Below are 12737 nucleotides of genomic sequence, written 5' to 3'. Positions count from 1 at the left end.
TCGGATATCCCTTAGCACAGTGGAGGATCCATGGGAAAGAAAAAGAATGAAACCCTTGTCGGGGTGCTGTTTATACTCCCGTCAATTATTGGGTTTATAGCATTCTCCGCGGGGCCGATGATCGCCAGCTTTGTTCTCAGTTTTACAAACTATTCAATAACCAGACCCTTCGAATTTATCGGTGCGGAAAATTACCTGAACTATTTCCAGGGGAATGATCCCTTTTTCTACAATTCCCTGAAGGTCACCATTATCTTCGCGCTGATGAACGTTCCGGTCTGTATCGGAACGGCCTTTATCATTGCCATGCTCCTAAACAGCAAAAACCTAAAAGGGCTTTCCGCGCTCCGGTCCATGTTCTATGTACCGACCATTGTGCCCATAATCGCCACTGCCATGATCTTTATGTGGATGATGAGCCCCGATTTCGGGCTGTTTAACGCGGTTCTTGAAATATTCGGGATTCCACCCAGCAAATGGATTTATTCGGAAAAAACGGTTCTGCCTTCCCTCCTTATTATGACCGCCTGGGGAAGCGGGAACATCATGGTGGTATTCCTGGCGGGGCTGCAGAGCATCCCGACACAGCTCTACGAAGCCACGGTGGTGGACGGCGGCAACGCGTTTACGAAATTCCGGCATGTCACGCTGCCGATGATGACGCCGACGATTTTCTTTAATACCCTCATGTTCCTGATTTCCAGCATGCAGGCATTCCTCCAGGCTTACATTATGACCAAAGGCGGCCCCAACAACGCCACGAATTTTCTCGTCTACAACCTATACCGGGAAGCCTTCGAATTCGGGGAAATCGGGAAAGCAAATTCCCTGGGCTGGATTCTGTTCGTGATGATCGCGGCGGTTTCGGCGCTGCTGTTCTGGTCATCAAAATATTGGGTATTCTACGGAGATGAATAGCATGGCAAAGAAACCAATACAGTATCTGTACAGCATCATCGTTTTTATAATCGCTTTCATCTGGCTGGTTCCCTTTTACTGGATGCTGCGGAGCGCATTCATGGGGATGGAACAGATATTTTCCTATCCTCCGGTGGTGTTTCCCAATCCCATTCACTGGGAAAATCTGCCGAACGCGCTGACTTCCCTGCCGTTTAAGGACTATTTTAAAAATACTTTTTTAATTGTGGCGGTCTGTGTGACGGGTATTCTCTGTTCCTGTTCCTTGAGCGCGTACGGTTTCTCCAGGGTCCAATGGAAACACCGGGACAAGATTTTTTACATCCTCATGTCCAGCATCATGCTTCCATACTTTGCCACCCTCATTCCCAATTTTATTCTCTGGACAAAGTTAGGGCTTATCAATACCTTTGTGCCCCTGATGCTGCCCTCTTGGTTCGGCATGGGAACCGCCAGTATTTTCGGCGGAGGCATGTTCAATATTTTCCTGCTTCGCCAGTTTTTCCGGACCATCCCCAAGGAACTGGATGAGGCGGCCTTTGTGGATGGTGCGGGACATTTCACCATTTTCCTTAAAATCGTACTGCCCCTCTCGAAGCCGGCACTGATAAGTGTGGGGCTCTTTACGTTTCTCAACACCTGGAACGATTTTATCAACCCCCTCATATTCCTGAGCAACGAACGGAAATACACCATTCAGATGGGGCTCAGAACCTTTATCGGCATGTATACTTCCCAGTGGAACCTGCTCATGATGGCGTCATTGGTTGCCGTCGTTCCGGTATTGCTGGTGTTTTTGATCGGTCAGCGGTATTTTGTCGAAGGCATTGCCACCACAGGGTTAAAGGGATAATCCATTAAAAGGAGAAAATCATGATGAGACAGTATACTCCCGTGAACATGAAACACGTCCGGCTGACGTCGGGACTGCTGGCCGAACGCCAGAAGCTGAATACCGAGATCACGGTTCCCCATATATACCATGAGCTGGATACGACCGGCAGAATCGATTCACTATACTGCCGGTGGAAACCCGGGGATCCCAACAAGCCTCATCCTTTCTGGGATTCGGACATCGGAAAAATGATTGAAGCCATTTCCTACAGCTTAATCACAAACCCCTCCGAGGACCTGGAAGAAAAAGTTGACCGTATTGTGGATATGCTGGAACAGGAACAGTTTCCCGACGGGTACCTGAATACGTATTTTAAAACCTGTGAGATTAAGAACCGGTTTACCAATCTGTATTATATGCATGAACTCTACTGCGCCGGTCATTTGATTGAAGGGGCGGTAGCGTATTTTGAAGCCACGGGAAAAAGAAAATTCCTGGATATCATGTGCAGATACGTAGACCTCATCGATGATACCTTCGGCAGTGAGCCCGGCAAAAAACGGGGTTACTGCGGCCATCCGGAAATTGAACTTGCCCTGGTCCGGCTCTACGGTGTTACCCAAAACGAAAAGCATCTTAATCTGAGCAAATATTTTATCGATGAACGGGGAACGCAGCCGTATTTCTTTGAACAGGAATCCCTCGCCTACGGAGTGGATACCACCAAAACGGCTAACCAAAAAAGGCATCTGAAATATTATTTAAAAAGCCGGGGGCCTTACGCGGAATACCAGTCCCATTTGCCGGTCCGGGAACAGAAAGAACCCGTGGGACACGCGGTCCGGGCCATGTACCTCTACAGCGGCATGAGCGATATTGCCGACGCCTATGATGATGTGGCCCTGTACAACGCGTGCAAAACCATCTGGGACGCTATGGCCAATACCCAATACGCCATTATCGGCGGTATAGGCCCTTCCTCAGACGGAGAACGGTTTACCTTTGCCTATGACATTCCCAACGAGTATACCTACAATGAGAGCTGCGCTTCGGTGGCGCTGGCCATGTGGGCAAACCGGATGGTTCAGTTTGACTGCGACAGCCGGTATCCGGATATTCTGGAACAGACACTCTACAATGTAATTCTGGCCAGTGTGGACGTGCTGGGAAATAAATTCTTTTATGCCAACTATCTGTCCGCCCTTCCCGAGCGGTTTGAGCATGCCAGCGCCGCGGTAATTGATAAGATGAAAGCCGAGCGGCAGGAATGGTTCGATGTGGCGTGCTGCCCGCCGAACATCTCGCGTCTTATGGGATCCCTGGGTTCGTATATGTATTCCGTCAATGAAACCGGTCTTTTTATGCATTTATACGCGGGCTGCGACGCGGAGCTCCGGGTAAAAGACACTCCGGTGAAGCTTACGGTAACGACCGATTATCCCTGGGAAGGATCGGTCCGGATTGAAGTCGGTGCCTCTGGGGGTGAAGTCTTCACCGTTGGCCTGCGGATTCCCGGCTGGTGCAGGAACTGGGAGGTTACGGTTAATGGGTCGGATGTACCCTATGAAATCCGGAAAGGCTATTGCCTGATCCGCCGGATTTGGGGGAATGATACGATTGAATTGGAATTTTCCATGCCGGTCATGCAGATCGAAGCGAGGCCCGAAGTCCGGGAAGCCTGCGGCCGGGTTGCACTGCAGCGGGGTCCGGTAATCTACTGTATCGAAGAAGCGGATAACGGAAAGGATATCAATAATTTATGTATTCCCGGTGAATGTACCTTTTCCGAATCCCGGGGGATTGAACTGGTTGATCCCAGGGCGGTGGTACTTCAATTCTCCGGATTTAAACGGAATCCCGGCGGCTGGCAGGATGGTCTCTACCGGGAAGTCCGGAGCACCCTGGAACCAGCGGCCATTAAAGCCATACCCTATTACCTTTGGGGAAACCGCGGCTTTGGCAGGATGCTGGTATGGATGCTCCGCACCTGATTTCGGCGGCGCTGTACCGTTTCTCTGGAAAACACTGAACAGGTCCATCGGTTTAGGCTCTTTCTTTCCCATTTATCTCTTTCAGCCGGAGTGTGGCATCGGCCACGCCCTGCTCCGCGGCCCGGGCAAGCCACGTACGGGCCTCCCACTTAAAGGAACTTCCGGTTTCCATGACCATCATGCCCAGCTTGTACTGGGCTTCCGCATCTCCCTTGTCCGCCGGTTCTTTACAGACCAGGGCTTCATCATATTTTTCCGCGGAACCGAGCCTTATCAAAGCCGCAATTATGATTTATTATGCCAGATCTAAGGAGCGTACTATGGGTATTATCAAAGCCGCCGTGGGCTCCATCGGCGGAACACTTGCCGACCAGTGGAAAGATGTCATCAAAGCCGACTCTATGACCAACGCGACCCTGATAACCCGGGGTGTTCAGTATAGAAAAAACGATAAACGGAACAGTAATACTAAGGGAAGTGACGGGGTCATCACCGACGGTTCGCTTATCCATGTGGAAGAGAACCAGTTTATGCTGCTCACCGACGGCGGCAAGATCATCGATTACAGCGCTGAGCCGGGATACTTTACCGTAAACACCGGAACCGCCCCGTCCCTGTTTAACGGCCAGGCCGACGAAGCTATTATGGTCGCGTTTAAGCGTTTCCAGTTCGGCGGGATCTCCCCCAAGGCTATGCGGGTCTACTTTGTAAACACCCAGGAGATCCGGGACATTCCCTTCGGCACCCAAAGTCCGGTGAATTACTTTGACAACTTTTACAACGCGGAACTCAGTCTGCGGGCCAATGGCTACTACAGCATAAGAATAGTCAATCCCCTGCTGTTTTACGCCGAGATGGCCCCAAGGGATGGGAGTCCTCTCCTGATAAAGGACCTGCAGAAACTCTGCCTTTCGGAATTTCTCACCTGCTTCCAGACCGCCATCGGTCAGCTCTCCGTCCAGGGAGAAAGGATCTCCCATATTTCCGCCAAAACCAGCGAGCTCGCCAGAACCATGGCCGCTATCCTCGACGATGACTGGACGAACCGGAGAGGCTTTGTTATCGAGTCCGTGGGGATCAACAGCATCACCTATGACGATGAGTCCCGGAAGCTGATTGCCATGCGGAACCAGGGGGGCATGCTGGGGGATCCGGGTGTACGGAACGGCTACGTCCAGGGCGCGGCCGCCCGTGGAATCGAGGCGGCGGGCTCCAATCCCGGCGGAGCGGGAATGGCGTTCATGGGAATGAATGCGGCCATGGGCCAAGGAGGGGCCTTTGTGTCCGCCGCGGGAGAGACCAACCGCCAGACCGCAGAGCGCAGTCCCGCAAAGAATACCACCTCCTGGACCTGTCCTGAGTGCAGGACCGAAACCGACGGGAACTTCTGTTCCAACTGCGGAACCAAAAAACCGTCATCGTTGTTTTGCAGCGAATGCGGCAACAAAGCCGATCCCGGGGCGAAGTTCTGCCCCAACTGCGGCAGTAAACTAACCTAAGAAACCCCGGGTTCTTAAAATCCCGAAAAGGATAACCCCATGGCAACAGCGATAAACTACAAATGCCCCAATTGCGCGGCGGCTCTGGCCTTTGAAATTTCCACCCAGAAGTGGGACTGCCACTTCTGCAACTCCTCCTTCAACAAAGACGAACTTTCCCGGATCAGTTCCCAGAAGGGAGAGAGCCGCATCGAGGAGGCCGGCTGGCAGGCGGAAGCCTTTGATAAAAACAATATGATAGCCTTTACCTGCCCCAGCTGCGGAGGCCGGGTTATCGCGGAAAAAAATACCGCCGCCACCTTCTGCGTTTACTGCCACAACCCTACGGTTCTTGCCGCCCAGCTCCAGGGAGAATACCGGCCTGCCCGGATTATCCCCTTTAAAAAAACCAAAACGGAGGCGGTGGCTGCCCTGCAGAACCACTGCAAAGGTCCGTTTATGCCCAAGGTTTTTAAGGAGTACGCCCGGCGGGGAGAAATGACCGGGCTTTACGTTCCCTACTGGCTTTTCAGCGCGGTGGCCCGCGCGGGACTTACCGGCCGCGGCGAAAAAGTCTCTTCCTGGAGCGACAGCGATTACCGGTATACCAAGACGGATTCTTACCGGATAGAAAGACAGGTTTCCGTACCGTTTAATCTTGTTCCCGCTGACGCCTCAGAGAGGCTGGACGATAAACTTATGGAAGACATGGAACCCTTTGCCTACTCCCAGCTTACGGATTTTTCCATGGAATACCTTTCCGGACATTTCGCGGAAAGCTACGACGTGGACGCCGCCAAGTCTTCCAGACGTTTTGAGCAGCGGATCGACAAAACTGTCACCGAAATTTTAAAAGGTTCAGTCCATGGCTTCACCTCCTATAACTATTCATTGACGAACCGGGATCTGGCCAGAAGAACAACCTTATATGTTATGCTCCCGGTGTGGATCATCATGGTAAAATACAATGGGATTATCCACACCTTTGCCATGAACGGTCAAAGCGGAAAAATATCCGGAAGACTGCCCTTCAGCTGGAAGAGGGTCTTCGCCTGGTTCGGGACGCTGGCCGGAGCCTTCAGCCTTCTCTTTCTTTTGGGAGGACTTTTCCTATGAGAATCACCTGCTGCGGAAAAATTTCCCCTATTCTGTTTCTAGGTATAACGCTCCTCTTCCTGCCCGCGGGCCTTTTCTCCCAATCCCCGGATTCAAAGATCCACGACGATGCCGGACTTTTCAGCCAGTCACAGCGGGAGGCCCTGGAAAAAAGAGCCCAGGCCCTTGCAGCCGAAACCGCTGTTGATTTTGTGATTGTTACCACAAACACCACCGGCGCAAAGACATCTATGGCATTCGCTGATGATTTTTTTGATGATAACCATTTCGGCATTGGCTCCAGCCGGGATGGTATGCTGCTGCTCTTTAATATGCAGGAGCGGGAAATCTGGATTTCCACCCACGCCCTGGCACTGGATTACTTTAAGGATTCAGATATTGAGGTCCTGTTGGATAAAGTTTTTGTTCCCCTGCAAAACGCAAGTTATGAAGGTGCGGCGGAGGAATTCCTTATAAACGCCGCCGCACACATTAAAGCAAAAAAAGCGGCGGAAGGTCCCGCTACTGTTACGGAAGTTGACCCCCTGATAAAACTCTGGGACTACGCGGGCCTCTTAAGCGAAGAACAAAAGGCGGAATTATCCGTCAGGTTATTGGAAGTAACCGACAAGTACTCGGCGGACTGCGCTGTTCTCACCCTAACCAGCACCGGAGGAAAAAGCATGACTGCCTTTGCCCGGGATATTTTTTTTGACAGCGGTTACGGTATAGGGCCTGACAGGGACGGTATACTGCTCCTGGTAAAAATGCAGCCCGACGGAAACTGGAATCTGGAACTCTATATCAGCGGAGCGATTCAGTACGATATCAATAATGAACATGCCGATTCTCTGCTCAGAGTTATCGGGCGGGAAATGGAAAGAGAAGATTATTATGCCGCTCTGGGTTCGTTTATCGAATATACCCATACTACTATCCGGTATCACCGCGCAACAGGCCTTGAATGGCTAAAACTCCGGCTTACTCCGGAACTCGTGGGGCGGTCCCTTCTGTACGGATGCGGCCTTGCCCTGCTGATTGTGCTGATTATGTTTTTTGTCCAGCGGCGGAGAAGCTCCGCTGCGCCCTCCGTCCAGGCTTACATGGACCAATACAATATTAATTTTACCGTAAGAACCGACACGCTGACAGGAACCCACACCACACGAACGCCCATTCCAAAGCCGCAGCCGTCCTCAGGTTATTCCAGCAGCTACAGCAGCGATGATCACCGAAGCAGCAGCGGAGTCAGTTCGAGTAGCAGCAGCAGAAGCAGCGGCGGATCCTATTCTTCGGGGACCTCATCCCACCGGTCCTCCAGCGGCAGTACCCACGGAGGAGGCGGAAGGAAGTTCTGATCCTGCAAAACTGATCATATAGGTCTGTCCTGTCTTTAGTTCTGTACCGCAACACTCTGATTTTATTCCCCGTCTGAACCGGCTCATAACGCAGCGTCCGCAAAGCCGGGGAAATTTCTCCAGGCCATAAAGTTATTCCCGCCGTAAATTATGTACCCATTCGGGTGGTGAAATCCGCCGGCCCCGGGAGTACTTTATATTCAATTAAGAATGAATTTAAGAATAGATTTAATAAAGAGGCTCCGGGTACCCGTTCCGGGAAAGCGGGTACCCCGGCGGCTGCAGCAGTCCGGCATTCCTGCAAAAACAGGGATGCCGTTACGATGGCCGGTTTATAAGACGCGTACCGGTTATCACGAAGGATAGTACCATGAAGAATAAAACCCTGTTCATCCAGATTCTGATACCCATCGGTGTCAGCCTCATTGCCATGCTGGCCGCGATTCTGGTGAGTTTTTATTTTGTGTACACCCACAGCTACGAAGACCAGGTCTACAAAGAGAACAGCCAGTTTACTTCCTTTGTGGGACGGGACCTCTTTGCCTTCGTTAATACCGCCTACCACATTGTTGAGGAACTGTCCTTCAACCCCGCCATCCTTTCCATGGACACCCCCGATCAGAATTCTGTCCTGGCGGCCTGCCGTGAACGGAACGATTATTTTGAACTCCTCTACATGCAGGGCATGGACGGTATGCAGACTGGCCGTTCCTCCGGCGCCCTGGGAGACCGGAAAAACCGGGCGTGGTTCATCAAGATGGAAGCCCTGAGGAAACCCTATGTGTCCGAGTCATATTATTCGGTGACCACCAAGCGGCCCACCGCGGGAATTTATTATCCGGTGTACAATGGCGGTGAAATGATAGGGATCATGGCCGGGGATATTGAACTCACCGCCCTTCAGTCCATGGTTATGGAAGTATCCGATGCGGAATCCTGGGCTTATATCCTGGATGGCCAGGGCATCGTGGTTGCCCATCCGGACACGAGCTACCTCGAAGAGCTATACAACTACAAAAAGATGACCCGCACCGTGGCACTCCGGGACGCCGGCGGGGCGCTGATCCTGGATACCCAGGGGAATCCCCGCACGGAAGAACAACCCATCACCGTGTCGGGGGATTTTAAAGCAGCCATTGCGGATATGATGGCAGGCAATAAGGGGAGTGCAAGAATACGGAACAGCGGGAAGGCCCAGTATATCAGCTACTTCCCGGTCCGGATGGACGGCGCTTCGGATCCCTGGTATGTGGTGGGTGTGCGGGAGGCCTCTCTGGTGATGAAAACCCGGAACCGGGTGCTCATCAGTTTCCTTATCATCAGCGTGGTATTCCTCGCGGCGGCGCTGCTTATCATCACCTGGGTTGCGGGAAAAATCAGCGGTCCCATAAAAGAGGTTGAGCAGGTTGCCCACGCCCTGGCGGACAAGGATTTTACCGTTGATTTCAAACAATACCGGGAGGATGAAATCGGGGGCCTCCAGCGGGCACTTATTAAAATCCGGGACAGCATGAGCGGTGCCTTTGATGAACTCAACCGGCATCTGTCAAACATCACTGAGGCCAGCGGCAATCTTAACCGTGAAATCGGGGAATCCGCCGCGGCCCTGGAAATTATTAGCAGCAACATGGACCGTATGCAGCTGCGGACCGAAGAACAGGACCGTTCCGTTGCCCTCACCTCCGGCTCGGTAGATGAGATTGTACGAAACATCAATACTCTCAACACGGCGGTGCAGCGGCAGGTTACGAACATCGGCGATTCCGCCTCCGCCATAGAACAGATGGTTGCCAGCATTTCATCCCTCCGTTCCATCGTCACCGAAACAGCCAAAGTTACGGACACCCTGAGCGCCTCCTCTGAAGAGGGCCAGAAAACCCTTAACAGTCTCACCGAAGAACTGGAAAAAATCTCGGCTCAGTCCGCGGCTCTCCAGGACGCCAACCATACCATCTCCAATATCGCCTCCCAGACCAATATTCTTTCCATGAATGCCGCCATCGAGGCGGCACACGCCGGGGAGTCAGGAAAGGGGTTCGCCGTGGTGGCGGAGGAAATCCGCAAGCTTGCCGAATCATCGGAACAGGAATCCCATTCCATCGCGGCGGAAATTAAAAAAATGGAAGATGCCATCCAGGAAATCACGAAAGTTACCCGTGAAACGGTGCATACCATGGACACCATTTTTACGGACATTAAGTCCGTGGACACCTCCTTTACCCGGGTTAACGACGCGGTGGAACAGCAGTCCGCCGGGGGCGCCCAGATACTGTCATCCCTGGCGGACATGCGGGAAATAACCGGCCGTGTCAGCGGCGGCTCCGAGGCGATACAAACCCAGAGCAATACCATCCATGATGAGGTGGAAAAACTGAAAACCATTTCCTATGAAGTGGGCGAATCCACCCGGGAAATCCGTGAGGCGGCCCATGGAATCAGCTTGTCCCTGGAACGGGCAAAGGATTCGGGGATTGCGGAAGGTGTATGAAGGCGGCGGACGTGACACTGGACATGGTTCCCGCGGGGACCCTTGGCCGTATTTCCCGGGTACACGGAGAAGGGGCGCTCCGGCGCCGGCTCCTGGATATGGGTCTCACCCCGGGCACCTCCGTAAAAGTGGTAAAGCTCGCCCCCATGGGGGATCCCATGGAACTGGAACTCCGGGGATACTCCCTGACTCTGCGCCGCGCGGATGCGGCCAATATTGACTTTGACCTGATGGAATCCGGCCATGACCGGTAACATCACCTTTGCCCTGGCGGGAAACCAGAACAGCGGTAAGACCACCCTCTTCAACCATCTCACCGGTTCCAGCCAGCGGGTTGGCAATTTTCCCGGTGTCACGGTTGAACGCAAGGACGGCCGCATAAAGGACCATGAATACGCGGTTATCGTGGATCTGCCGGGAATTTATTCCCTGTCTCCCTACACCAGTGAGGAAATCATTACCCGGGATTTTATTATCAGTGAAAAGCCCGACGGCATCATCAACATCGTGGACGCCACCAGCATCGAACGCAACCTTTATCTGACCCTTCAGCTTCTGGAACTCTCGGTACCCATGGTCATTGCCCTGAACATGATGGATGAAATGCGCGCCGCGGGGAATACCGTGAAAGTCACCGCCCTGGCCAAAGAACTCGGGGTTCCGGTGGTTCCCATATCCGCGGCGAAAAACGAGGGTATCCATGAGCTGGTGGACTGCGCCATCACCGCTGCCAGGTCCCGCACAAAACCTGAACCCCGGGATTTCTGTTCCGGCCCGGTCCACCGGTGCATCCACGGCATTGCCCACCTTATTGAGGACCATGCCGAGCAGCTCGGGATACCTCCGCGTTTTGCCGCCGCCAAGCTGGTGGAAGGTGACGCTCCCATGGAGAAACAGCTCCGGCTGTCGGAGAACGAAAAAGAGGGTATCCGGCATCTGGCGGAAGACATGGAAAATGAAATGGATACGGACCGTGAGGCGGCGCTTGCGGATACACGCTACAGCTTTATCGAAGGGGTCGTCAGCAGGACCGTGGTAAAAAGCGGGAAAAACCCCGGACGCGACCGGAGCACCCGGGCGGACCGCCTCCTGACCCACCGGGTGTGGGCCATTCCCATCTTCCTTCTGATGATGCTTCTTATCTTCTGGCTCACCTTCGGGGTCATCGGCCAGCCTTTGTCCGACGCTCTGGGAAGCGCCCTGGAATGGCTCAGCATCAAGGCCGGTGACGGCCTTTCCGCCATTGGGGTGAACCCGGTGGTGCGCAGTTTCATCACGGACGGCGCCCTCACCGGAATCGGAACGGTTCTGACCTTCCTGCCGGTGATTATCACTCTGTTTTTCTTTTTATCCCTTGTGGAAGATTCCGGGTACATGGCCCGGGTTGCTTTTGTGATGGATAAGCCCCTGCGCCGTTTGGGACTTTCGGGCAGCAGCATTGTTCCCATGCTGCTGGGGTTCGGCTGTACGGTACCCGCGGTCATGGCCGCCCGTACCCTGGCCAGCGAGCGTGACCGGAAGATGACCATCCTGCTCACCCCGTTCATGAGCTGTTCCGCAAAACTCCCCATTTACGCGGCCTTTACGGCGGCCTTCTTTCCCCGGCACAGTACTTTGGTGATGATGGCATTATATGTGCTGGGTATCCTTATCGGAATTATAACGGCCCTTGGTTTTAAACACCTCTCCTGGTTTAAGGGCAGTCCCGTTCCCTTTGTAATGGAGCTGCCTAACTACCGGCTGCCCAATATCAGGAGCGTACTCCTCCTGCTTTGGGAAAAGGCCCGGGATTTCCTGCGCCGTGCTTTTACAATTATTTTCCTTGCCACCATGGTCGTCTGGCTGCTCCGTACCTTTGATATCCGTTTCAATCTTGCGGCAGACCAGGAAAGCAGTATCCTGGCATCCCTGGCTTCGTGGACCGTTCCCCTCTTTGCGCCATTGGGCTTCGGTTACTGGCAGGCTGCGGTAGCGCTGATTACCGGGTTTATGGCCAAGGAGGCGGTGGTGAGCACCCTGGCGGTGCTGGCCGGTACCAGCCTGGACGCGCTGCCCTCAGCCCTGGCAGGAATGTTCAGTCCCCTGGGGGCCTTCAGTTTCCTGGTATTCACCCTGCTGTACACCCCCTGTGTCGCCGCGGTGGCAGCGGTCCGCCGGGAACTCAAAAGCGGACCCGCGGCCCTTGGAGTGGTCCTGGGACAGTGTCTTATTGCCTGGGTATGGGCGTTTATTATTTTCCAGGTGGGGAGCTTTTTCTTCTGAGTAGCATTCAGGATGGTGTGATATGGCCGCCGATAAAACCGGCTTAGTCCGGAACCGCTGCTGCCCTCACGATATTCCTGTCCACCGAATGAGACCAGCATGGATAGGCTGGAAATTTCAACAAAGCTGAAAGCCAGGGTAAACATCAAATAAAGCAAAAGGCACCATATAGCCAATCCGGTTCCCGTGAAAGGATCGGCTGCGGCCGTATTCATGATGTATTCCTCCAGATCCGGCAGGTGCACGTATTCCCGGAGCCCCGCTTCTGTATTTCGTTATCCGAAGAAACAAGAAATACACACTGTAATAAAA

The 12737-nt window shown here is 53.3% G+C and carries 10 protein-coding genes; 9 read left to right on the top strand and 1 reads right to left on the bottom strand.

All coding sequences use genetic code 11. The annotated features are described in order from the left end of the window. Positions 1–30 precede the first annotated feature (30 nt). The 3 genes from JFL75_RS02585 to JFL75_RS02575 are packed head-to-tail and all read left to right on the top strand — an operon-like array spanning position 31 to position 3744. On the top strand, positions 31–918 hold the full coding sequence (locus JFL75_RS02585) for a carbohydrate ABC transporter permease (protein ID WP_215625136.1): 888 nt from the start codon (positions 31–33) through the stop codon (positions 916–918). 1 nt (position 919) lies between these two features. Then, positions 920–1771, top strand: coding sequence for a carbohydrate ABC transporter permease (locus JFL75_RS02580; RefSeq protein ID WP_215625135.1), 852 nt, complete (start codon positions 920–922; stop codon positions 1769–1771). Positions 1772–1791: 20 nt separating this feature from the next. Further along, positions 1792–3744, top strand: coding sequence for a glycoside hydrolase family 127 protein (locus tag JFL75_RS02575; protein ID WP_215625134.1), 1953 nt, complete (start codon positions 1792–1794; stop codon positions 3742–3744). 52 nt (positions 3745–3796) lie between these two features. On the opposite strand, the gene JFL75_RS02570 is transcribed toward JFL75_RS02575, so the two are convergent. Further along, entirely contained in the window at positions 3797–4021 is a 225-nt protein-coding gene (locus JFL75_RS02570) for a hypothetical protein (protein ID WP_215625133.1), read from the bottom strand. A gap of 43 nt (positions 4022–4064) precedes the next feature. Between JFL75_RS02570 and JFL75_RS02565 the strand changes: the two genes are divergently transcribed. From JFL75_RS02565 to feoB, 6 genes are all read left to right on the top strand, one after another. Beyond that, positions 4065–5243 (top strand): SPFH domain-containing protein, encoded by a 1179-nt coding sequence (locus JFL75_RS02565; RefSeq protein WP_215625132.1) that lies wholly within the window; start codon positions 4065–4067, stop codon positions 5241–5243. Between the two features lie 39 nt (positions 5244–5282). Further along, on the top strand, positions 5283–6338 hold the full coding sequence (locus JFL75_RS02560) for a TFIIB-type zinc ribbon-containing protein (RefSeq protein WP_215625131.1): 1056 nt from the start codon (positions 5283–5285) through the stop codon (positions 6336–6338). Further along, positions 6335–7675 (top strand): TPM domain-containing protein, encoded by a 1341-nt coding sequence (locus tag JFL75_RS02555; protein WP_215625130.1) that lies wholly within the window; start codon positions 6335–6337, stop codon positions 7673–7675. Before JFL75_RS02560 ends, JFL75_RS02555 begins: the two co-directional genes overlap by 4 nt. 370 nt (positions 7676–8045) lie before the next feature. Next, positions 8046–10163, top strand: coding sequence for a methyl-accepting chemotaxis protein (locus JFL75_RS02550; RefSeq protein WP_215625129.1), 2118 nt, complete (start codon positions 8046–8048; stop codon positions 10161–10163). Beyond that, positions 10160–10417: a FeoA family protein gene (locus JFL75_RS02545; protein WP_223292749.1), complete on the top strand. Its 258-nt coding sequence runs from the start codon at positions 10160–10162 to the stop codon at positions 10415–10417. Before JFL75_RS02550 ends, JFL75_RS02545 begins: the two co-directional genes overlap by 4 nt. After that, complete coding sequence (feoB, locus tag JFL75_RS02540) at positions 10407–12425, top strand: ferrous iron transport protein B (RefSeq protein WP_215625128.1); 2019 nt, start codon at positions 10407–10409, stop codon at positions 12423–12425. Before JFL75_RS02545 ends, feoB begins: the two co-directional genes overlap by 11 nt. Positions 12426–12737 lie beyond the last annotated feature (312 nt).

Source organism: Breznakiella homolactica, from assembly GCF_016616095.2.
In the GTDB taxonomy this organism is placed as follows: Bacteria; Spirochaetota; Spirochaetia; order Treponematales; family Breznakiellaceae; genus Breznakiella; species Breznakiella homolactica.
This window is presented reverse-complemented; position numbering and strand designations above follow the sequence as displayed.

Excerpts from the sequence above, each read along its gene's own strand:
- JFL75_RS02555 (WP_215625130.1), top strand. The coding sequence starts at position 6,335 with ATGAGAATCACCTGCTGCGGAAAAATTTCCCCTATTCTGTTTCTAGGT.
- JFL75_RS02575 (WP_215625134.1), top strand. The coding sequence starts at position 1,792 with ATGATGAGACAGTATACTCCCGTGAACATGAAACACGTCCGGCTGACG.
- feoB (WP_215625128.1), top strand. The coding sequence starts at position 10,407 with ATGACCGGTAACATCACCTTTGCCCTGGCGGGAAACCAGAACAGCGGT.
- JFL75_RS02560 (WP_215625131.1), top strand. The coding sequence starts at position 5,283 with ATGGCAACAGCGATAAACTACAAATGCCCCAATTGCGCGGCGGCTCTG.
- JFL75_RS02580 (WP_215625135.1), top strand. The coding sequence starts at position 920 with ATGGCAAAGAAACCAATACAGTATCTGTACAGCATCATCGTTTTTATA.
- JFL75_RS02585 (WP_215625136.1), top strand. The coding sequence starts at position 31 with ATGGGAAAGAAAAAGAATGAAACCCTTGTCGGGGTGCTGTTTATACTC.
- JFL75_RS02545 (WP_223292749.1), top strand. The coding sequence starts at position 10,160 with ATGAAGGCGGCGGACGTGACACTGGACATGGTTCCCGCGGGGACCCTT.
- JFL75_RS02565 (WP_215625132.1), top strand. The coding sequence starts at position 4,065 with ATGGGTATTATCAAAGCCGCCGTGGGCTCCATCGGCGGAACACTTGCC.
- JFL75_RS02550 (WP_215625129.1), top strand. The coding sequence starts at position 8,046 with ATGAAGAATAAAACCCTGTTCATCCAGATTCTGATACCCATCGGTGTC.